Origin of the sequence: Tateyamaria sp. Alg231-49 (assembly GCF_900143535.1) — a bacterium.
Lineage (GTDB): Bacteria > Pseudomonadota > Alphaproteobacteria > Rhodobacterales > Rhodobacteraceae > Tateyamaria.
Genome location: NZ_FRFA01000005.1, coordinates 262,610 through 282,926, shown reverse-complemented (window position 1 = coordinate 282,926; position 20,317 = coordinate 262,610). Strand labels below are relative to the sequence as shown.

Below are 20,317 nucleotides of genomic sequence, written 5' to 3'. Positions count from 1 at the left end.
AGGAGAGCGAAAATGGCCTTTCTGGACAAACACAAAGCCCTTGAACGCAGCCCAACGCTCTTGTTCGTTGGTTCGCTTCTGGTGGTCTCCATCGGGGGGATCGTGGAAATCGCGCCCCTCTTCTACCTCGAAAACACAATCGAAGAGGTGGAAGGCATGCGCCCTTACAGCCCCTTGGAGCTGGCGGGACGGGACATCTATGTCCGTGAGGGGTGCTATGTGTGCCACTCGCAGATGATCCGCCCCATGCGCGACGAGGTGGAACGCTATGGGCACTATTCACTGGCCGCGGAGTCGATGTACGACCACCCGCACCAGTGGGGATCCAAACGCACCGGGCCTGATCTGGCGCGCGTGGGTGGGCGGTATTCGGACGCATGGCATGTGGATCACCTGAACGATCCGCAATCCGTCGTGCCGGAATCGATCATGCCAAAGTATGAGTTCCTTGGACGCACGCGGATCGATGGCGAGCACATCGAAGATCTGGTGCGCACGCATGCATTCGTCGGCGTTCCCTACACCGAAGAGATGATCGAAAACGCGCTGTTCGACTTCAAGGCGCAGGGTGATCCGGACTCGGATTGGGATGCTACTGTTGAGCGGTATCCCGGTGCGGTCGTGTCCAACTTTGATGGTCAGCCTGAACTGACCGAGATGGATGCGCTGATCGCTTACCTGCAAATGCTGGGCACACTGGTCGACTTTTCGACCTTCACCCCAGACGCAAGCCGTTAACGGAGGACTGAACCATGGATACCTATTCTTTCCTGCGCGAACTTGCTGACAGCTGGGTGCTGCTTGCGATGGTGATTTTTTACATCGCCGCGTGTCTGTATGCATTCCGCCCCAGTGCGCGGGCCGCCAACGAAGACGCCGCCAACATTCCCTTTCGCAATGATGGCGAGGTCCAATCCCAAGACATGGAGGCCAAGTAATGGCTGACCAAAAAGACATAGATGACGCAACCGGCGTCGATACGACCGGCCATGACTGGGACGGGATCAAAGAATTGAACAACCCATTGCCGCGCTGGTGGCTGTGGTGCTTTTACGGCACGATTGTGTGGGGTGTTGCCTACACAATCGCCTTTCCAGCCTGGCCGATGATCAACTCTGCCACGTCCGGGGTGCTGGGGTATTCGACCCGCGCCGAGGTGGTCGAACAGATCGCAGTGGTCGAGGCACAGAATGCCGAAGTGTCCATGCGTCTGGCTTCGGCGGATTTGGCTGCATTGGCCCCTGATGATCCGGCGTACCGCTACGGCGTGGCCGGAGGGGCGTCTGTCTTCCTTGCCAATTGCTCGCAATGTCACGGATCGGGTGCGGCCGGTGTGCAGGCGGCAGGCTATCCCAACCTGCTGGACGATGACTGGTTGTGGGGCGGCACGCTGGACGACATCGAGTACACTGTGCGTCACGGCATTCGCAACGAAACCGACCCTGATGCCCGTTGGACAGAGATGCCCGCCTTTGGCGACATCTTTGAAAAAGAGGAAATCGCGGCGTCGGTGGAATACGTGCTGTCGATATCCGGTCAGGAGCATGATGCTGGCCTTGCCGAACAGGGGGCGCCGTTGTTCGTCGAACAATGCACGGCCTGCCACGGCGACGCTGGTGAGGGCATCCGTGAGTTGGGAGCGCCCAACCTGACGGACGCGATCTGGCTCTATGGCGGGGACCGCGACACCCTGACAGAGACAATCACTTACTCGCGCTTTGGCGTCATGCCCGCATGGGGCCCGCGTCTGGACGAAACAGAGATCAAAGCGGTCACGCTTTATCTCCACCAGCTTGGCGGCGGCGAATAAGCCGGTCCGCCAATAGGCTGCGCTGCGATGGGGCAATTACTTGCCCCCCCATGGGAGGAGCGTAGCCAACCCGGCCCCTGTCCTGTTCGTACCTAGCAGGGGCCGGGACCATTATTGGGTCCTGTTGATCCAAGTCAAAGCAATCATCCCAATTCATCTGCAATGTGGTATAACGAACAGGACAGTTGAATATGACACAAACACCGGACACACCGCCCGCCCTTTATGCTGCGCGCGAGCCGATCTTTCCTCGGCGCGTCAAAGGCGGCTATCGCACGCTCAAGTGGTGGATCATGGGTGTGACCCTTGCCATCTACTATCTGACCCCCTTCATCCGCTGGGACCGAGGCCCCAACCTGCCTGATCAGGCCGTCCTGATCGATCTGGCGGGGCGCAGGTTTTATTTCTTCTGGATCGAGATTTGGCCCCACGAATTCTACTTCGTTGCGGGCCTTTTGATCATGGCTGGTCTGGGACTTTTCCTGTTCACCTCGGCGCTTGGCCGGGTTTGGTGCGGCTATGCTTGCCCACAGACGGTCTGGACCGACTTGTTTATCCTTGTGGAGCGCTGGATCGAAGGAGACCGCAACGCGCGGGTCCGCCTTTGGAATGCAAAATGGTCTGCCCGCAAGGCGCGGTTGCGTATTACCAAGTGGGCTGTCTGGTTCGTCATTGCGTTGGCGACGGGCGGGGCTTGGGTGTTTTACTTTGCGGACGCACCCACGCTGCTTGTTGATTTGTTCACGTTCAATGCGCCGCTGGTGGCCTATTCGACCGTGTTTATCCTTGCTACGACCACGTTCGTCTTTGGCGGTTTCATGCGCGAGCAGGTCTGCAACTACATGTGCCCCTGGCCGCGTATTCAGGCGGCGATGATGGACAATGACACGCTGACGGTCGCCTATCGCCACTGGCGCGGCGAGCCGCGCGGCAAGCATCGCAAAGCCGAAGGCGCGGAAAACTTGGGCGATTGCATCGACTGCATGGCCTGCGTCAACGTTTGCCCTGCTGGTATCGACATTCGCGACGGGCAGCAGATGGAGTGTATCACCTGTGCGCTGTGCATTGATGCCTGTGACGACATAATGGAAAAGATCGGCAAACCGCGTGGCCTTATCGACTACCTTGCCCTTGCCGACGAAGAACGCGAAACCGCGGGCGCGCCACCGCGCCCCTTGTGGCAGCACGTTCTGCGCCCGCGCACGATCCTTTATACCGCGATGTGGAGCCTGATTGGCGTCGCGCTTGTCTATGCGCTGTTTGTTCGGTCGGACATCGACCTGACGGTGGAGCCGATCCGCAATCCGCAGTTTGTCACCTTGTCGGATGGGTCAGTGCGCAATACCTACACGCTGCGTATTCGCAATCTGACGGCCGATGACCGCGAGTTCCGCGTCATGCTCACTTCGGACGACATTCTGCGCATTGATGTTGAAACGACGGGGGCCGTACCCAACCACGTGACTGTCCCTGCCAACGAGACTTTGCAGGCCCGTGTCTACGTGATTGCGCGCCCACAGGATGCCGCAGCGGATGCCGAAATCACTGATCTGCGTCTGTGGGTCGAAGACATCGAAACAGACGACCGTGCAGGCGTCGCCACCATCTTTAACGGAAAAGGGTAGGCCACCATGACAAAGCAACTGACCGGCTGGCATGTTCTGGCGATCTTTGGCGCCGCCTTTACCGTGATCATCGGCGTGAACCTGACACTGGCCTTTCAGGCGGTCGCGACCTTTCCGGGCCTTGAGACCCGAAATTCCTATGTGGTCAGCCAGGCGTTTGATGACGACCGGGCCGCGCAAGAGGCGCTGGGCTGGACGGTGTCGGCAGACGTCACGGACGGAGAGTTGCACCTGTTGATCGACGATGCCATCGGTCCGGTTGTGGCCCATATCAAGTCCGCGACGCTGGGCCGCGCCACCCATGTGGGGGAGGATATCACACCGGAGTTCCTGCACGACGGCACCCGTTTTGTCGCGGATATCCCTGCACTTGGTGCGGGCAACTGGAATCTGCGGCTGGCGGCTGAGGCACCCGATGGCACGGCCTTTCGTCAGCGCGTGATCGTACGGATCGCCCCATGACATTGGCAAGCTGCCCCGGTTGCGTCGCAGGCGCGCCCATGGCGGCGTCCAATGCGGCGCGCGGGGGTGTGCCGACCCATGAGCTGATCCTTCCCACCATTCATTGTTCCGCCTGTATTCAGGCCGTCGAAACCTTGCTGAATGCGCGCCCTGATATCGCAGCGGCGCGCGTCAACCTCAGCCGCAAGCGCGTTGCCATCACCGCCACGCCCGAGGCCGACCCGGCCCCTTGGGTCAGTGCCCTTGCAGGGATCGGGTTTGAGGCCCACGAGGCGCGTGCGGCGCAAAACAAAACCTCTGATGATGGGCTTATGCTGCGCCTTGGCATCGCTGGTTTTGCGATGATGAACGTGATGCTTTTGTCTGTTGCTGTCTGGTCAGGGGCCACGGACAGCACGCGCGATTTCTTGCATTGGATCGCCGCCACTATTGCACTGCCAGCCGCGCTGTTTTGTGCGCAGCCATTCTTTGTCTCGGCGTGGAGCGCGTTGCGCGTTTGGCGTCTGAATATGGACGTGCCGATTTCGCTGGCGATTGTGCTGGCCTGTGGCCTGTCCCTCTATGAGACAAGCGTGGGCGGTGAACACGCTTATTTTGATGCGGCTTTGTCGCTGACTTTCTTCCTGCTGGGTGGCCGCGTGCTTGAGACCCGTATGCGTCGCGCGGCCCGGTCTGCGGCGGCGGATTTGGCGGCACTGGAGCCGAACCGCGTGATCCGTGTGACCGGAGATAGCCGCGTCAGTTGTCCGGTGGATGAGATCAAGGCAGGCGACACCCTATGGCTGGCTGCCGGTGCCCGCGTCCCGGTGGATGGCGTTCTGTTGGCGTCTGAGGCGCAGGTGGACCGCAGTGCACTCAGTGGTGAAAGCGACGCCATCGCAGTGTCTGAGGGCGCGGTTCTGTCTGCGGGCGAAGTCATGCTGAGCGGGCCCATAACCTTGCGCACCACAGTGGATGCCGCCGGGTCCACCCTGCGCCGCCTGATCCATCTTGCCAGCGTCGCCGAAGGCGCGCGCAGCCGCTACACCAGCCTTGCCACCCAAGCCGCCGGTATCTACGCGCCACTTGTGCACGGGCTGTCCTTTGCTGCGTTCCTTGGCTGGTCCTTTGCGACGGGCGACATCTATCACGCCCTTACCATTGCCATTGCGACGCTGATCATCACATGTCCCTGCGCGCTGGGGTTGGCTGTACCTGCGGTTTCTACCGTTGCGACGGGGCGATTGTTCCGTGCCGGAGTTTTGGTGAAGTCCGAAACCGCGCTGGAGCGTCTGGCCGAAGTGGACACTGTCGTCTTTGACAAGACCGGCACGCTGAGCGACAGCGCCTTGGTGCCGGGTGCGGACATGACGCAAGAGGCGCGCGGCGTGCTCAAGGCGCTGGCCGAGGCGTCGGACCACCCCCTCAGCCGTTCGGTTCTGTCTGCCCTGTCCGACGTTTCGGCGGCGGATGTGACCGAGATCAGCGAGCATCGGGGCCTTGGCATCAAAGGCACTTTCGCAGACATGCCGGTCGCGCTCGGTGACAGTGGCTGGGTTGGGCGAGGCTCCGGAACCGTTTTGCAACTCGGTGACGATATCTTTGCGCTTGAACGCCGCGAACGCGCGTTGCCCGAAGCGGCTGACACGTTGCGCGCGCTGCGGGACATGGGCCTTGAGGTGCATATGCTTACCGGGGACAGTCAGGCCAACGCAGATCGGATGGCTGAGATGCTCAAGGTCGAACACGTGCATGCCAGTGTCAGTCCCGAGCGCAAACAGGCCTTGATCCACGACCTTCAGGACGCGGGCAAAAAGGTGTTGATGGTGGGTGATGGGCTTAATGACACGTTGGCGCTGACCCAGGCCTGGGCCTCCATCGCCCCCGGCACTGCACTTGAGGCCAGTCAGAATGCTGCTGATGTTGTGCTGCTGGGCCAGCATCTGTCTGGCATTCCGGACGTGATCCACATCGCGCGCTCTGCCCGCGCGCGCATTCTTGAGAACTTTGGCCTTGCTGCTCTTTATAATATGATCGCGATCCCGCTGGCGCTTGCTGGCTTTGCCACACCGCTGATGGCTGCCCTTGCCATGTCGACCAGTTCGATTACGGTCACCCTGAACGCCCTCAGAACGCGAGCCCGCCCATGAACATCCTTGTCATCCTTGTGCCCTGTTCGCTGATCCTTGGCCTTGGCGCGTTGTTCGCCTTTGTCTGGACGTTGCGCCATGACCAGTATGACGACCCGGCAGGAGACGCTGCGCGCATCCTTCTGAACGATGATGTGCCGCCCGAAGAGCGCGGCTGACCTGATACGTCGCGAACGGGCGACCCTTGTGTCGGGAACGGGACAGCGCGCTGTGTGAGGTCGGGTCAGGCTGACGAGATGACCTATGACGAAATAGCCGCCTTCGCCCTCGATCCGGTCGATATTCCAGAAGATGCAGTCGAAATGGCAGCCACGTTGCTGATCGACACGCTGGGGGTTGGGGCAGGGGCGGTTGATCTCGCACCTGCAAGGATCGCTCGGGATCATGCAGTGCGGTTCATGTCCGCTGGCGGGCCTGAAGATGCCGCGCCGCTTCTTTTTGATGGGCGGAGCGTCTCTATTCCCGGTGCTTCGTTTGCTTTGGCGACACAGATCGACAATCTGGACGCCCATGACGGGTACAACCCGACCAAGGGGCATATCGGCTGCGCAGTTGTGCCTGCCTTGTGCGCCTTTGCCGAACATCTGCCCGATCTGAGCGCGCGCGACGCTTTGATCGCTCTTGTGATGTCTTATGAACTGTCGGCCCGCGCGGCCATCACGTTGCACGCCACTGTGAGCGACTATCACACATCGGGTGCATGGAACGCGCTGGGGGTTGCGGCCCTTGGTTGCCGGTTGCGGGGCATGAACGCCGGACAGTTGCGGCACGCCTTGGGGATTGCCGAGTATCACGGCCCACGCAGCCAGATGATGCGCGAGATCGCGAACCCCACAATGCTGCACGACGGATCGGGCATGGGGGCCTTGGTGGGCGCTATGGCCGTGCTGATGGCCGAAGACGGGTTCGAAGGTGCACCCGCCATCACGGTTGAGGCGCCCGAGGCGGCCCCATTTTGGGCTGATCTGGGCCAGACTTGGACCATCACAGAGAATTACATCAAACCGTACCCGATCTGCCGGTGGGCCCACGCAGCCCTTGATGCGCTGGGTGACCTGATCGCCATGCATAAACTGACTGCCGACGATATTGCAGGCATTCAGGTCAATACATTTGCGCAGTCCGCTGCGCTGTTTCCGGGCATGCCGGAGACCACGTCGCAGGCACAATATTCGCTTGGTTTTGCTCTGGCTGTGCGCCTGATCCATGGACGGATTGGGCCCGAGCATGTGTCCGGCGCAGGCTTGCGCGACGCCGCAGTCGCAGCTGTGTTGCCACAGATCACCATCACCGAAGACCCCCGCCATTCCGACCGCTTTCCCATGGGACGCTGGTCCGATGTGACGGTGACGCATGTGGATGGGCGGGTGCTGTCGTCGGGAGATGTGCATGCTCGTGGCGGGCCTGAGGCGCCGATGCCCTTGTCTGAGGTCGAAACCAAGTTTCATGCCATATCTGGTGGCCTGTCCGAGCACCGCAAGGCCGCTATCTGGGACATGCGGGCGCGGATGCTGCGCCCTGGTACCCGCTTTGGCGATCTGCTTGGACTGTTGCGCGGATCGGTCGGGTCAGCGTGATTTGACCCTCCGGGGAATGGCTGAAATGATGGGCCAACTTGGGAGAGAGACATATGCAAATCACCAGACTGGATCACGTGAATTTGCGCACTGAGCAGCTTGAGGTAATGATTGATTGGTATGTGGATGTGCTGGGGTTGGATAATGGCGCGCGCCCGGATTTCGGGTTTCCTGGCGCGTGGCTTTATGCAGGTGACGTAGCCGTCGTGCATCTGGTCGGTGTTTCGCAGGATGCAGGTGTTGGATCCGAGGCTACGCTGAAACTGGAGCATTTTGCGCTGCGGGCCACAGATGCCGCCGGATTTGAGGCGCGGTTGCGGGATCGGGGCGTCACATTTCAAAAGTCTGGAATTGATGAACTGAGCCTTGTCGCCTTCAACATATGGGACCCGGATGGAAACCATATTCACGTGGATTTCACGGACGCTGCGTAAGCCGTAATCGCCTGCAAACGGATCGATAAAATATTTCCGACTATTTTAGTAGGGATACTTGTGTTGCGTCGAAAAATAGTATCTGAGTGTTTTAGTAAACAACCTCAATGGAGTTCCCATGACCCGCTCATCCTTCCTTTTCACCACTGCCCTCACTGCGGCCGCGGTCACTCTTGGCCCTCTTGCTGCTGCTGCTGAGGGAGAATTGAACCTCTACTCCTCGCGGCACTACGACACTGACGAGCGTCTTTATTCCGACTTCACCGAAGCCACCGGGATCACCATCAACCGGATTGAGGGCAAAGCAGATGAACTGATTGCCCGGATGGAAGCCGAGGGGGCGAATTCGCCTGCCGACATCCTGCTGACCGTGGACACATCGCGTCTGGAACGCGCCAAAGAAGCAGGCGTGTTGCAAAGTGTGAACAGTGATTTGCTTGAGGCGCGTATCCCGGCCTATTTGCAAGACAGCGACAATCAGTGGTTTGGTTTCAGCCAGCGTGCGCGGATCATCTTTTACGACAAGACGGACGTTGAAAACCCGCCCCAGACTTATGCCGACCTCGCAGACCCTGCCTACAAGGGCATGGTGTGTCACCGCTCGTCCACCAACGTCTATTCGCAAACCCTGCTGGCTTCGGTCATCGAACATGCAGGCGCCGAGGCGGCCACAGCTTGGGCGCAGGGGGTGGTCGACAACTTTGCCCGCAAACCTCAGGGCGGCGACACCGACCAGCTGCGGGGTCTGGTGTCGGGTGAGTGCGATATCTCGATCTCGAACACGTACTACTTTGCCCGATCGATCCGCCGTGACGTTGACGGCCTGCCTGCAGAGGCGCGCGAAAACATAGGATGGGTGTTCCCGTCTCAGAACGCAGAAGGCGCGCACATGAACCTGTCAGGTGGTGGCGTGGCGGTGAATGCGCCAAACCGCGACAACGCGGTGGCCTTTCTTGAATACCTCGCCAGCGATCAGGCGCAGCAGTACTTTTCCGCAGGGAACGATGAATACCCGGCCGTGCCCGGTGTCGCGCTCAGCCCGTCTGTTGCGGCCCTTGGCCTGTTCAAGCCCGACGACGTTGATCTGAGTGCAGTGGCCAAGAACGTGCCAGAGGCGCAGCGCATCTTTAACACGGTTGGCTGGCCATAACGGCTCCACTCACGAACTGTTCACAATGGCCCGGGCGAGTTTGTCCGGGCCTTTTTCATGGGGCGACCCATGTCCCTTGCCAGTTGGTATCAGCGCGGTAAACCGCGCGCCTGTGCTGGGCGCCAAGATGGACAAGGTCGATGTCCACCAGATGACAGCGCAGCACCGCAAAGCGATCCCGCAGGGCCGGTTTATCATAGTCATAGACGGATGAAATCGGCGTGCCGGGTATGGGCTGGGTGCCGTAAGATACCCGAGAGCCCACAGGCACCCGCGCCCAATCGTCATCGATCTCGGGTCCGGTCAGGATCTCGACCTGCGCTTGCAGCCGGATTTGCACATCCGCACGTGGCAGCCAGATGTGCAGGCTGGCGCGGGGGCTGTGGCGCAGGGCGGTGATTTTTGGGGTCTCAATGTCGGTATGCACCTCAACAAAACCCTCAGTACGGATTGCTGCGCGCATCGCGACGGTGCGCGCCTCGGGCCAGCCATCGGGCGAGATGGTGGCAAAGGTCGGATAGCGGGCGGGTGACTTTGCATCGGCCACGCCGCGCCCAAGGTGTTGCCATGCCTCATCCAGAAAGGCGGCCAGATCGTTTGGATCACTCATATCCTGTCATCTCCAGATATCCGCGCCCGGTATGCGAGCCTGTGATGCCCACCGGTCCCTCCCAATAGGGGATCGACAGGCCCATCCACGCATCCGGGTTCATCGCGCTGACTGTCACATCCACGTGGCGGTCAGGCAAGGCGACTTGCCAGCGGGTGGGGATGTCCCGGTCTGCGACATTGCTCGTTTCCAGAAGACGGGCGGTGAATGCGCCATCCGCGTAAGCCGTCGTCGTGCCATCCGCCTCGATCCATGTGGCCGAACTGAACGTTGATCCATCCGTTTGGCGTAGCTGGAACCCCATCAGCTTGGCCCCCTGATCAAAGGACAGCGAAAACCAGTCCCAGCCAGATTGCGTGTCGCTCAAAGGTTGCGAGGACCATTCCCGGTCGAGCCATGCTTGACCGCTGACCGTGACCTGTCCTTCCGGCAGGGTCAGGGTGCCGGAGATGTCATAGAAAGGTTGGGAGTAATAATAGCTGGCCTGTCCCTCGGAAGATTTCACGGAAAAGCCCGCATCGCCGTGAAAGACCAGCGGCCCTTGCGCCTCAAGCGTCATGTCATAAGCAAAGTCAGGCGTATGTGCGGACAGGGACAGGCTGTCGAAATCCGGCCCCTCAAGCGCCCATTCGTCAATCCACGCACGGAAGGGGGACGCCTGAACGCCTGCTTGGCCTATGCCGCCGCGCGCGAACCTTTCGGAGGCGAGATGTGCGTTGGGCGTTGTGACGGCGGCATGTGCAAACCAGATTTGCGGAGAGGCCCATCCTTCGTCTTCTCCCGGCGCGAGGGCTGAGCGAAAGAGGGTCCATTGCAGACCGTAAGCTGTGCCATCTGCGGCTTCGAGCGTGGCCGTCAGGTACCACCATTCGATCCGGTAATCGGGGTGGGGCCCGTGATCGGCGGGGAAAGCGAAAGCAGGGTTCGGGGAGGGGCTGGAAAATTCTGCGTCTGCTTCCGACCCGAGGCCTGAAAACCCCTGGGCCAGCGCAGAAAGCGGCAACAGGCACAGAAGAAGGAAAAGCCTAACGTTCATGCGCAAACACCTTGAGAAGGGCGGCCGGAGGCGTGCGGATCAAGCGCCATGCGGGCCATGCAGCTGCAAGTGCAACGGCGACAAGGGCATAGGCCCCCAGTTGTAGATAATCCAACGGGAACAGAAACATCGGCAGTTGCCACCCGAAAGCCTCTACATTGACCAAGGCCAGCAAAATCCATGCCAAGGCGAGGCCCAAAGGGATAGCGTAGGCAAAGACCAATAGGCCTAATCCTAAGGCGCGAAACAACTCCAGCCGCCCCAATGTGGCTCGCGTCACGCCAATGGCCCAGACGGGGGCAAGTTGGGGCACGCGCAGGTCGGCAAGGGTCAAAAGGCTCATCAAAATGGCGAAGGCGGCAACGCCAAGGGTAAGCACATTGAGGGCTGCGGTGACGGTAAAGGTGCGTTCGAACACCTCTAGAGACATCGCCTTGATTGCTTCCTGATTGATCATAGTGTTTTCGGGCAGACCGACTTGGTCGACGATCTGTGTTCGCAAGGCTGTCGCGTCGCCGGTGCGCATACCGAACTGCGCGGCAAAGCTGTCGGGATAGAGGGTGGTGAACACATCCTCTGAGACGACAATCTGACCTTCAGGGTTGCCATAATCGCCCACCACAGCGGCAATGGGGAGGGTCAGGTCAGGTGAAATCTGCACGCTGTCCCCAACCCACAGACTGCGGCGTCTGGCCAGTTGTTCATTGGCGATGACCGCCGAGCCGCGCTCCACGCGATCCCATGCGTCACTTTCTTCTGCCAAGAACACCCAATTGTTGCGGTATGTCGGCCCGACCCGCACGCCGAAGACCTGCACGGGGCGGCCTTCGATCTGGGCAGAGGCGGATCGAAGGGGGAGCGTTTCGATACCTTGGGCGATCAGATACGCCTCCAGTTGCGCGCTTTGTTCGGCATTGTCCACGCGCGCAAACAGTTCTGGGGCAAGGCGCTGATCCAGAAACCCGACAAAGGTCAGCCGGAAACTCGACACCATCGTCGACACGCCGACATTGGCCGACACGGCGAGCAACAAGGCCATCAATGCAAGGCTAAGGCCGGGCAGTTGCTGGCGTGTATCGGCCCAAAACCATTGCCAAATAGGCTGCGAGGCGCGCGCCTCAAACAGCCTCAGTGCGTAGGACGCCAGCACTGGCAGCGCCAGCGCGCCGCCGATCAACAGACATCCCAGCAGGGCGAAAACAGGGATCAACCCGTCAGCCAAGACCACAAGCAACACTGCCGTCGAAAGGAGGCCAAGCGCGGCGACACTTTGTACACCAAAGCGCGTCGCCCCCGACATCACCCACGCACGGGGCCGCGCACTCGCCAACAGCGGCATGCGAGCGATCTGCCAAATGCGCCCTGCCAAGGCGATGGCGGTACCAAGCAGTGCAAGCAAGAACCCCGACAGCCACCATTCAGCGCGAAAGCCCAGTGTGCCCGACACCTCCGCCCCGTACAGCCCGCGCAGTGTGGCGGCGACATCCGGCAGCAGAAGGGCGGCAATCACATAGCCCATGACGATACCAAGTGCGGCCCCAATAGCCGCCAGTGCCAACATCTCGACCGTGATCAGCGTCACCAGAGTCCGCAAGGGCACCCCAAGCGCACGGATGGTGCGGATCATGCCGCGCCGCTGCTCAAACGCCAGCCCGATGGTCGCGTGTACGATGAACAGACCCACAGCAAAGCTGAGCAGCCCAAAGGCTGTGAGGTTGAGGTGAAAGCTGTCGGTGAGTTGGGCGACATCCGCCACTTGCTGGGAAGGTTGCAAGCGCAAGCCAGGGGCGATGGTTTCAAGATCGGGACGACCGATGGGCTGTTCGGGCAGCAAGACAAGGGTCGACAGATCATCGCGCCCTGAAAGACGCTGCACTGTGCCGATGTCGCCGACGGCCACACCGGGGGCAACGTTTTCATTCACGCTGACGCGGGCCCGATCCCCAAGTGCCGCCGCGGTTTCTGCGTTGGCAAACAACAGGTCTGGCTCGCCGGGCATCAGTGCGGGTGTTTCTTCGGTGAATGTCAGTCCGGCAAAACCCGTGGGCGACGTCACAGGTTCCACTCCGATCACCCGCACATCCCCAAGCCGTACGTCCAAGACCGGGGACACCAGCCAACCGGCGCGCCGCAGGGTCACATATGTGTCTTGGGCGATAGCGTTGCCTTGTTTGGGGATCAACCGATCAAACCGCCCTTCGCCAAGGGTTGCGGCCGCGGCATCGTAGCTGGCGCGCGCTTCGCTGTTGATCGCCTGCACGCCGGACCAAAGAGCCGTCGCAATGGCCAGCCCGGCCAGATAGGCGAACAACTGGACGGGATTGCGCCGCCAGTGGGACAGCAGGGCGATGAGGCAGGTGCGGATCATAACACCTTGCCACCGCTCAATTCCAACGTGCGATCCATGCGTGCGGCGACCTTGGGCGAATGGGTGACCACCATCAGCGCTGTGTCGCTTTGCCGGACAAGTTCCAGCATTTGTTCCAGCACAGTCGCTCCCGTTTTTTCGTCCAGATTGCCGGTGGGTTCGTCGGCCAGCAGCAGTTTGGGACGGGCCGCAAGCGCGCGTGCAATGGCGACACGCTGTTGCTGGCCACCTGACAGGGCCTCTGGATATTTGGAGAGTTGATCCGACAGGCCCAACGCCTCGGCAAGAGCCGTGACGTGGGCGGTGTCGATGGTGCCCGCAAGTGCTGCCTGAAAGGAGATGTTGGCCCCCACGGTCAGGGACGGGATCAAGTTGAACTGCTGAAAGACAAGTGCAATGTCGCGGCGGCGCATGGCGGCCCGCCCGCTGTCATCCATGGCTGTAATATCCTGCCCCAACACATGAACAGACCCCGCGTCCGGTGCCTCAAGGCCAGCCGCGATGTGCAATAGCGTGCTTTTGCCGCTGCCGGATTCACCTGTCAGGGCAAGAGTTTGGCCCTGATCCAAAGCGAGGCTCACGCCCTGCAACACAGGAATGCGGCCGTCTTCGTGGAGATAGGATTTTTCAACAGACGTGATCGTAAGCAACGTAGGTCCCCCAATGCACACATACCTATGTCGCCAAGTGGGGGCGAACACGGCGTGCGCATGCGATATATGCGCCTACCCAGCATGCGCAGGCCAGACAACCGGGCCAAGCGAAAACGAACGGGGGAGGGCACACTTGCGCGTCGCACTGTGGTTGCGCAATATGTGACCGATAACACTTTTTTGGTGCCAGCGTGAAAAAGCCCCTCAAATCGCAATCCACGGTGACCATGCGGGATGTGGCGCACGCCGCAGGCGTGTCGCGCATGACTGTGTCGCGCGCGTTGAAAAAAGACAGCCCGGTTTCGCGCGAGACCCGTGAACACATCCTGTCGATCGTGCGCGAGATGAACTATGTCCCGGACCAGATGGCGGGCAGTTTGACCACCAAACGGTCTGGTTTTGTCGCTGTGCTGGTGCCTTCACTTAACAACCTGCACTTTGCCGAAACGGTTCAGGCGCTGACTGAAGAGCTGGAAAAGATCGGGCAGCAAATCCTGCTGGGCTACACCAACTACGAACGCGACCGCGAAGAAGAGCTGGTTGAGACCATGCTGCGCCGGCGCCCAGAGGCAATAGTGCTGTCTTATGACGGGCATACCGAGCGCACCATCGCGTTACTGCGGGATGCCAATGTGCCTGTGGTCGAATTGTGGGAGCGGCCCGAGCAGCCTATTGGCCATACGGTCGGTTTTTCCAATGTGGCCGCAGCACGGCAAATGACACAAGCGATGATTGCGCGCGGGTATCGCAATATCGCGTTTCTGGGTGAGGTCGAAGACGATTGGACGCGCGGCGCGGCCCGGCGCAAAGGGTTCAGTGCGGCGATGAAAGAGGCCGGTTTGTCCGACCACCGAATTCTGCGCCTGGGAAAACCTCCCCTGTCCATCGAAGATGGCGCCGCCGCCGCCCCTGAGCTGCTCGCGCGTTATCCCGACACCGACTGTATATTCTGCGTGTCGGATGCACCCGCGTTTGGCCTGACGTCGGCCTTGCGTCGTGCGGGTAAGGCGGTGCCGGATGATATCGGCATTCTGGGGTTCGGCAATTTCGAGGTGTCGCGCTTTTCCTCGCCGACGATCACGACGGTCACGGTCGATCCTCAGGCCATTGGGCAGGCAGCCGGGCGCATGATCGCCGGATTGCTCGAGGCGTCCGATCACACCGAGGCGGCACGTCAACATGTCAGCGTCGATGTTGATCTGGAATTTCGCGAAAGTACAAAACCGTAAGCTTGTGGGCGGGTTGTTGAAGTAAAACGACTCTTTTTGCTTGTGTTACCGGTCACATCTCCTAATGTGACCGGTAACACATCGGGGGGAGAGAGCCGATATGCTGACCATTCGCCTTGAAAATCTGATCAAACGCTACGGCGATGTTCAGGTCCTGCATGGGATCGATCTGGAGATGGCGGACAACGAGTTCACCGTCTTGGTCGGTCCTTCGGGCTGCGGAAAATCAACCACTTTGCGCATGATCGCCGGGCTGGAGGAGGTGAGTGAAGGCGAGATCTTTGTGGATGGTAAACCTGTCAGCCACCTTGAGCCGAAAGATCGCGATCTGGCGATGGTGTTTCAGGACTACGCGCTTTACCCGCACATGAACGTCGCCCAGAACATCAGCTTTGCCCTGCGTCTGGCCCGCCGACCGAAAGCAGAAATCGAAAAGAAGGTGCGCGAAGTGGCCGACACTGTTGGCCTGACCGAATTCCTCGCGCGCAAGCCCGGCGCCCTGTCCGGCGGGCAACGTCAGCGGGTCGCGATGGCGCGCGCATTGGCCAAGGACAGCGGTATTTTCCTCTTTGATGAGCCGCTTTCGAACCTTGATGCCAAACTGCGTGGGCAGATGCGCGCCGAGCTGGCGTTGATGAGCCAGCGGGTGCAGAAAAACATGATCTACGTCACGCACGATCAGATCGAGGCGATGACGCTGGCCGATCGGATCGTGGTCATGCACGGCGGCTATATCCAGCAGCAAGGCACGCCCGAAGAGTTGTTCAAGCGCCCGGTGAACAAGTTTGTCGCCGGTTTCATGGGCATGCCCCCGATGAATTTCCTCGATGGTGAGATCGTCGAACATGATGGCGGTGTCTTTGTCAAAGGCGACGGGTTCGATGTGCAGCTGATCGGCGAAAAAGCCGCCAAAGCACAAAAGCACAATAGTAAGCAGATCACCCTGGGTATTCGCCCTTCTGATCTGGCCTTTGAAGCGGATGCCGAACCTGCACGCGCGCTGAAACTGGACGTCGAAGTTTCGGAATACGTGGGCGCCCAGTCTGTCTTGCTCTGCAAATGCGGTCCTGCGCGGGTGATGGTCGAAGTGAACTCGCAAACGCCCGTGGCCTTGGGCCAAACCCTAACATTCGCGATCGATCCGGGTGGTGTGCATCTGTTCGATCGAAATACCGAAGTCGCGCTGTAAGCGCGCAAAACCAAAGCCGCAATTTTGCGCGCAAACAAAGTTCAATGGGAGGAACTGATGATTAAAGGGCTGAAATCAACAGCCGTAGGTCTGACGACCATGGCGTTCATGACAGGGGCGGCCTTTGCCAATCCTTATGCCGAATATGAAGGCACGACCCTGATCGTGAACTTCCCCGCCCACCCGCACTACAACGCGGTGATGCAGATTTTGCCAGAATTCACCAAGCAAACCGGTATCGAAGTCGAGGTTGACCAACTGCCGTACCTCAAGATGCGCGAGCGCCAAACGCTTGAGCTGGCACAGGACGAGGGCGAATACGACCTGATCGCTTATGTGGTGTTTTCCAAGGCGGACTATGTTTATGCCGACCAGCTGGAAAACCTCGCCAAGTATTTCATGAACCCCAAGCTGTCCAACCCAGCCTATGACGCGGGCGATCTAATTGACGGCTATGTCTACAACATAGGTTTTGCCGGCGGTGACAAAGGGTATCTGCAAGGCTCGACGGGCTCGCTCTTTGGTATTCCTTATGGGTCGGAAACGTCCGTGCTGGGCTACCGCAAGGACATCTTTGAAAAGCACGGGCTCGAAGTGCCTGAGACATATGACGAGATGCTCGAGATTGCCTGCCAGATCCCCGAGCTGGAACCCGGTATGGGCGGTTTGTCTTCGCGTGCGGCCTCTGGCCACCACGCAGCGCACGCTTTTCTGCTGCACCTGAACACACTGGGCGGTGCGATCTTTGATGACGAATGGAACCCGGTCGTCAACAATGCCGCCGGCGTGCAAGCGGCCGAAGCGCTGAAATCCATCGTGGATTGCGGCCCCGAAGGGGCGACGAACTTTGGATTTGGCGAAGCGCTGGGCTCGTTCCTGAATGGCGACACAGCGATGTTCCTCGACACCACCGTTGTGGCGGGGCAAATCGATGATCCAAGCAAGAGCCAAGTGGTCGGCAAAGTGGGTTGGGCGATGCACCCGATGGGCGTCAAGCGCGCCAGCCAAACTGGTGGTTTCGGCATCGGCATCCCTGCCAACGCGGAAAACAAAGAAGCGGCGTTCTTGCTGATGCAGTGGCTGACCTCGAAAGAGGGCGACAAGTTGGTGGCAATGGCCGGCGGCAACCCGTCGCGTTTCTCGACACACGCAGATGCGGATGTGAACGCCAAGTTCCCACACATGGCGACCTTTGGTGAAGCGCTGCAGTACGCCGACCCTGACTGGCGTCCGATCATTCCCGTCTGGGGCAAGATCAATGCCGATCTGGGTACTACTCTGTCCAAAGTTCTGACCGAAGACCTCGACATCCAGGAAGCGCTGGATGGGGTGGCCGAACGGACCAAAGCCGTGATGGAAGACGCAGGCTACTACACCTGGAACTAAACTGACCCTCCAGCTGGGGCGCGTTGCGTCTTGCGCGCGCCCCGGATTTCCCGAAGCCTATCGTTGAAAATGAGGTTCCCGTCATGCGTACTGCCATGGCCAACCGCCTGACCCCATACATGTTCATGGCACCCGCCATCGTCATCATGGCGCTCGCCCTGATGTACCCGCTGGGCTACATGATCTGGGGCAGTTTCCGCGATTGGAACCCCAGCCAGACCATTGGCGAGGCCGAGTTTGTGGGCCTCAAGAACTACATCACCTTGTGGGGTGACCCGAATTTCCACGAAAGCCTTGGCGTCACGCTGCGTTTTGCCTTTTTCGTTGTCAGCATCGAGATGGTCCTGGGCGTGGGCCTTGCCTTGCTGCTGGATCGTGACATTCGCGGGATCTCGGTGTTGCGCACCATGTTCATCCTGCCGATGATGATCGCCCCCGTCGTGGTGGGCCTAATGTGGCGTTACATGTATCACCCCACGGTGGGCACCTTTAACCGCTTTCTTGACGGGATCGGCCTGCCGACCGTCGACTGGTTGGGGCAGCACGCGCTGATGTCCATCATCATTGCCGATATCTGGCAATGGACCCCGTTTATCTTCATCCTGTCGCTGGCCGCGCTGCAATCCTTGCCCCGTTCCGCCCTTGAAGCGGCGCGCATTGATGGGGCAACGGCCTGGCAGCAGGTCATTCACATCAAACTGCCCTTAATGATGCCTGTTCTGATCGTCACCGGCCTTTTGCGCCTGATCGATGCCTTCAAAGTGCTCGAAGTGATCCTTGTGATGACCGAAGGGGGGCCGGGCCTTTCCACCGAAATCCTTGCCCTGCGCATCTCGCGTACCGCAACCGAATTCCGCGAGTTGGGCGTGGCCGCTGCTATGTCGAACTACCTGCTTATACTGCTCTTGCTGCTGACTGTGGCGATGTTCGCCTTCAACCGTTGGCAAGAGACACGCGCCGCTAGGGTGCAAGCGTTGGTGGAGGAGGACGACTGATGGCGAGCCCAAACACAAAAGCGAACCCAGCTTTCTATGCGGTCATCGCGTTGCTGGTTTTCATGTCCGTGGGGCCTGTGATCCTGATGTTCATGAACTCGTTCAAGCTGGACGTGGATATCATCTCGGGCAGTTCGGGGCTGATCTTTCTGCCCACGATCCAAAACTACGAAAAGGCGCTGTGCGATGTGCTTTGGTACGAACCAGATCACGTTGATTTCTGCTCGCTCAAGTTCGGCGGGGCGTTCATCAACTCACTGATCATCGCGCTGATTTCAACCGTTTTAACCTTGGTGATCGGGTGCATGGCGGCTTATGCGCTGGTGCGGTTCCGTTTCATGGGGCGCGATACCGTGTCCTTGAGCACGCTCATGGTGCGTATGGTGCCCCCGGCGGTGTTGCTGGTGCCTGTTTTCGGCCTGTGGAACAATGAATTCTGTCTGGACCGCGATGGGCTGATCGGCGGCGCGATCCGCGACACCTTTGGCGGGCGGGGCGATGTCTGCCTTGCTGGAACGCATTCAGGCATCATTCTGATTTATGTGGCGATGAACCTGCCCTTCGTGATCTGGATCTTGCAAAGCTTTATCGTGCAGGTGCCGCGTAGCCTCGAAGAGGCCGCACGTGTTGACGGGGCAGGGCCGTTTCAGGTGTTCTTCAAAGTCGTTCTCCCGCTGATCAAACCCGGGCTTGCGGCGGCGGCCATTTTCACATTCCGCATCGCGTGGAACGAATACCTGCTGGCCTCAGCCCTGTCGGATCGTGACACGCGCACGATGCCGATCCTGATTGTGAACAACATGTCCGAATTCAACGTCGAATGGGGGGTGATCATGGCCACGGGCATGTTGCTGGCGATCCCGCCGATTATCTTTACCCTGTTCGCGTCGCGTCAGATTATCACCGGCATGACGGCTGGTGCGGTCAAGGGCTGATGCTGAACTGGCTGCTCTCTCCCATCAATGCGGATGCGCCGCATCTGGTGGAGTTTGCTGTGGCTTGGCATGGCCGGTTCATGGTGCTGGCCTGGGGCATTCTTTCCCCAATGGCTGTATTTTTTGCACGTTATTTCAAGGTGATGCCCGGACAAGACTGGCCGCGCGAGTTGGACAATCAGACATGGTGGCGCGCACATTGGATGGGTCAGATGCTGGTTCTGGGCTTGTCTGTAACGGCCCTCGTGCTGGTGCTGCCGGTGCAATTTCGTGACGCAAGCCTGCACGGGATTTTGGGGTGCGGGGTGTTGGCAGGGCTGACGGTCCAGGTCCTTCTTGGGCTCTTTCGGGGCAGCAAGGGGGGGCCGACCGAACCCGCCAAGGATGGTAGTTTGAACGGTGATCACTATGATATGACACGCCGCCGCCGTGTTTTTGAGGCAGTGCACAAATCGGTGGGCTATGGTGTGTTGGTGCTGGCCGCGGTCACGATCATTTACGGACTATTGCACGCGAACGCCCCGAACTGGATGTGGGTGGTGTTGGTACTGTGGTGGGTCACACTGGGTGCATTGGTTGTGATGATGGAACGGCGCGGCATGGCGGTGACCAGTTACCATGCAATTTGGGGAGATGACCCGGCCCATCCGGGCAATGCGCAGCCAACTGCGGTTCCGAACAAAGACCACCTTGATCACTTGCACCCCCATTGAACACCACAGCCCCCAC

The 20,317-nt window shown here is 59.8% G+C and carries 20 protein-coding genes; 16 read left to right on the top strand and 4 right to left on the bottom strand.

From position 1 onward, the window contains the following. Positions 1-12 precede the first annotated feature (12 nt). From ccoO to DHN60_RS10325, 10 genes are all read left to right on the top strand, one after another. The gene (ccoO, locus tag DHN60_RS10370; RefSeq protein ID WP_108837213.1) at positions 13-738 is read left to right on the top strand and encodes a cytochrome-c oxidase, cbb3-type subunit II; all 726 of its coding nucleotides are present in this window, start codon (positions 13-15) and stop codon (positions 736-738) included. A gap of 14 nt (positions 739-752) precedes the next feature. After that, positions 753-938 (top strand): cbb3-type cytochrome c oxidase subunit 3, encoded by a 186-nt coding sequence (locus DHN60_RS10365; protein ID WP_108837212.1) that lies wholly within the window; start codon positions 753-755, stop codon positions 936-938. Beyond that, positions 938-1,810: a cytochrome-c oxidase, cbb3-type subunit III gene (gene ccoP / locus DHN60_RS10360; protein WP_108837211.1), complete on the top strand. Its 873-nt coding sequence runs from the start codon at positions 938-940 to the stop codon at positions 1,808-1,810. The genes DHN60_RS10365 and ccoP overlap by 1 nt, the downstream gene beginning before the upstream one ends. A gap of 191 nt (positions 1,811-2,001) precedes the next feature. Next, the gene (gene ccoG / locus DHN60_RS10355; protein WP_108837210.1) at positions 2,002-3,435 is read left to right on the top strand and encodes a cytochrome c oxidase accessory protein CcoG; all 1,434 of its coding nucleotides are present in this window, start codon (positions 2,002-2,004) and stop codon (positions 3,433-3,435) included. Positions 3,436-3,441: 6 nt separating this feature from the next. Next, positions 3,442-3,897, top strand: a complete 456-nt coding sequence (locus tag DHN60_RS10350; protein ID WP_108837209.1) for a FixH family protein — start codon at positions 3,442-3,444, stop codon at positions 3,895-3,897. After that, a complete protein-coding gene (locus DHN60_RS10345; RefSeq protein WP_108837208.1) occupies positions 3,894-6,026 on the top strand; it encodes a heavy metal translocating P-type ATPase in 2,133 nt (710 codons plus the stop codon). Before DHN60_RS10350 ends, DHN60_RS10345 begins: the two co-directional genes overlap by 4 nt. Continuing rightward, positions 6,023-6,184: a cbb3-type cytochrome oxidase assembly protein CcoS gene (gene ccoS, locus DHN60_RS10340; protein WP_108837207.1), complete on the top strand. Its 162-nt coding sequence runs from the start codon at positions 6,023-6,025 to the stop codon at positions 6,182-6,184. The genes DHN60_RS10345 and ccoS overlap by 4 nt, the downstream gene beginning before the upstream one ends. Before the next feature lie 78 nt (positions 6,185-6,262). After that, positions 6,263-7,603, top strand: a complete 1,341-nt coding sequence (locus tag DHN60_RS10335) for an MmgE/PrpD family protein (protein WP_108837206.1) — start codon at positions 6,263-6,265, stop codon at positions 7,601-7,603. Positions 7,604-7,656: 53 nt separating this feature from the next. Next, complete coding sequence (locus DHN60_RS10330) at positions 7,657-8,037, top strand: VOC family protein (protein ID WP_108837205.1); 381 nt, start codon at positions 7,657-7,659, stop codon at positions 8,035-8,037. A 118-nt stretch (positions 8,038-8,155) separates the two neighbouring features. After that, positions 8,156-9,187 carry an extracellular solute-binding protein gene (locus DHN60_RS10325; protein ID WP_108837204.1) on the top strand — a complete coding sequence of 344 codons (1,032 nt, stop codon included), beginning with the start codon at positions 8,156-8,158 and terminating at the stop codon, positions 9,185-9,187. Between the two features lie 55 nt (positions 9,188-9,242). Here the strand turns inward: DHN60_RS10325 and DHN60_RS10320 are convergent, their stop codons facing one another. Genes DHN60_RS10320 through DHN60_RS10305 form a run of 4 tightly spaced genes read right to left on the bottom strand, consistent with a single transcriptional unit; the run spans position 9,243 to position 13,851 of the window. Continuing rightward, positions 9,243-9,797 carry a pyridoxamine 5'-phosphate oxidase family protein gene (locus DHN60_RS10320; RefSeq protein ID WP_108837203.1) on the bottom strand — a complete coding sequence of 185 codons (555 nt, stop codon included), beginning with the start codon at positions 9,795-9,797 and terminating at the stop codon, positions 9,243-9,245. Then, entirely contained in the window at positions 9,790-10,833 is a 1,044-nt protein-coding gene (locus tag DHN60_RS10315; protein WP_108837202.1) for a lipocalin-like domain-containing protein, read from the bottom strand. The genes DHN60_RS10320 and DHN60_RS10315 overlap by 8 nt, the downstream gene beginning before the upstream one ends. Beyond that, entirely contained in the window at positions 10,823-13,201 is a 2,379-nt protein-coding gene (locus DHN60_RS10310; protein WP_108837201.1) for an FtsX-like permease family protein, read from the bottom strand. Before DHN60_RS10310 ends, DHN60_RS10315 begins: the two co-directional genes overlap by 11 nt. Continuing rightward, positions 13,198-13,851 carry an ABC transporter ATP-binding protein gene (locus DHN60_RS10305; RefSeq protein WP_108837200.1) on the bottom strand — a complete coding sequence of 218 codons (654 nt, stop codon included), beginning with the start codon at positions 13,849-13,851 and terminating at the stop codon, positions 13,198-13,200. Before DHN60_RS10305 ends, DHN60_RS10310 begins: the two co-directional genes overlap by 4 nt. A 194-nt stretch (positions 13,852-14,045) precedes the next feature. Between DHN60_RS10305 and DHN60_RS10300 the strand changes: the two genes are divergently transcribed. The 6 genes from DHN60_RS10300 (at position 14,046) to DHN60_RS10275 (ending at position 20,301) form a co-directional block, all read left to right on the top strand. Next, positions 14,046-15,083 (top strand): LacI family DNA-binding transcriptional regulator, encoded by a 1,038-nt coding sequence (locus tag DHN60_RS10300; protein WP_234423601.1) that lies wholly within the window; start codon positions 14,046-14,048, stop codon positions 15,081-15,083. Positions 15,084-15,183: 100 nt separating this feature from the next. Then, entirely contained in the window at positions 15,184-16,272 is a 1,089-nt protein-coding gene (locus DHN60_RS10295; protein WP_108837199.1) for an ABC transporter ATP-binding protein, read from the top strand. Positions 16,273-16,329: 57 nt separating this feature from the next. Continuing rightward, positions 16,330-17,658, top strand: coding sequence for an extracellular solute-binding protein (locus tag DHN60_RS10290; RefSeq protein WP_108837198.1), 1,329 nt, complete (start codon positions 16,330-16,332; stop codon positions 17,656-17,658). Between the two features lie 83 nt (positions 17,659-17,741). Next, entirely contained in the window at positions 17,742-18,653 is a 912-nt protein-coding gene (locus tag DHN60_RS10285; protein WP_108837197.1) for a carbohydrate ABC transporter permease, read from the top strand. Beyond that, positions 18,653-19,588 carry a carbohydrate ABC transporter permease gene (locus tag DHN60_RS10280; RefSeq protein WP_108837196.1) on the top strand — a complete coding sequence of 312 codons (936 nt, stop codon included), beginning with the start codon at positions 18,653-18,655 and terminating at the stop codon, positions 19,586-19,588. Before DHN60_RS10285 ends, DHN60_RS10280 begins: the two co-directional genes overlap by 1 nt. After that, a complete protein-coding gene (locus tag DHN60_RS10275) occupies positions 19,588-20,301 on the top strand; it encodes a cytochrome b561 domain-containing protein (protein ID WP_108837195.1) in 714 nt (237 codons plus the stop codon). The genes DHN60_RS10280 and DHN60_RS10275 overlap by 1 nt, the downstream gene beginning before the upstream one ends. Positions 20,302-20,317 lie beyond the last annotated feature (16 nt).

What these genes read in the sequence shown, in the direction of transcription:
- DHN60_RS10345 (WP_108837208.1), top strand. Translation starts at nt 3,894, where the DNA reads ATGACATTGGCAAGCTGCCCCGGTTGCGTCGCAGGCGCGCCCATGGCG.
- DHN60_RS10290 (WP_108837198.1), top strand. Translation starts at nt 16,330, where the DNA reads ATGATTAAAGGGCTGAAATCAACAGCCGTAGGTCTGACGACCATGGCG.
- DHN60_RS10285 (WP_108837197.1), top strand. Translation starts at nt 17,742, where the DNA reads ATGCGTACTGCCATGGCCAACCGCCTGACCCCATACATGTTCATGGCA.
- DHN60_RS10280 (WP_108837196.1), top strand. Translation starts at nt 18,653, where the DNA reads ATGGCGAGCCCAAACACAAAAGCGAACCCAGCTTTCTATGCGGTCATC.
- ccoO (WP_108837213.1), top strand. Translation starts at nt 13, where the DNA reads ATGGCCTTTCTGGACAAACACAAAGCCCTTGAACGCAGCCCAACGCTC.
- ccoG (WP_108837210.1), top strand. Translation starts at nt 2,002, where the DNA reads ATGACACAAACACCGGACACACCGCCCGCCCTTTATGCTGCGCGCGAG.
- ccoS (WP_108837207.1), top strand. Translation starts at nt 6,023, where the DNA reads ATGAACATCCTTGTCATCCTTGTGCCCTGTTCGCTGATCCTTGGCCTT.
- ccoP (WP_108837211.1), top strand. Translation starts at nt 938, where the DNA reads ATGGCTGACCAAAAAGACATAGATGACGCAACCGGCGTCGATACGACC.
- DHN60_RS10350 (WP_108837209.1), top strand. Translation starts at nt 3,442, where the DNA reads ATGACAAAGCAACTGACCGGCTGGCATGTTCTGGCGATCTTTGGCGCC.
- DHN60_RS10275 (WP_108837195.1), top strand. Translation starts at nt 19,588, where the DNA reads ATGCTGAACTGGCTGCTCTCTCCCATCAATGCGGATGCGCCGCATCTG.
- DHN60_RS10315 (WP_108837202.1), bottom strand. Translation starts at nt 10,833, where the DNA reads ATGAACGTTAGGCTTTTCCTTCTTCTGTGCCTGTTGCCGCTTTCTGCG.
- DHN60_RS10320 (WP_108837203.1), bottom strand. Translation starts at nt 9,797, where the DNA reads ATGAGTGATCCAAACGATCTGGCCGCCTTTCTGGATGAGGCATGGCAA.
- DHN60_RS10335 (WP_108837206.1), top strand. Translation starts at nt 6,263, where the DNA reads ATGACCTATGACGAAATAGCCGCCTTCGCCCTCGATCCGGTCGATATT.
- DHN60_RS10295 (WP_108837199.1), top strand. Translation starts at nt 15,184, where the DNA reads ATGCTGACCATTCGCCTTGAAAATCTGATCAAACGCTACGGCGATGTT.
- DHN60_RS10365 (WP_108837212.1), top strand. Translation starts at nt 753, where the DNA reads ATGGATACCTATTCTTTCCTGCGCGAACTTGCTGACAGCTGGGTGCTG.
- DHN60_RS10310 (WP_108837201.1), bottom strand. Translation starts at nt 13,201, where the DNA reads ATGATCCGCACCTGCCTCATCGCCCTGCTGTCCCACTGGCGGCGCAAT.
- DHN60_RS10325 (WP_108837204.1), top strand. Translation starts at nt 8,156, where the DNA reads ATGACCCGCTCATCCTTCCTTTTCACCACTGCCCTCACTGCGGCCGCG.
- DHN60_RS10330 (WP_108837205.1), top strand. Translation starts at nt 7,657, where the DNA reads ATGCAAATCACCAGACTGGATCACGTGAATTTGCGCACTGAGCAGCTT.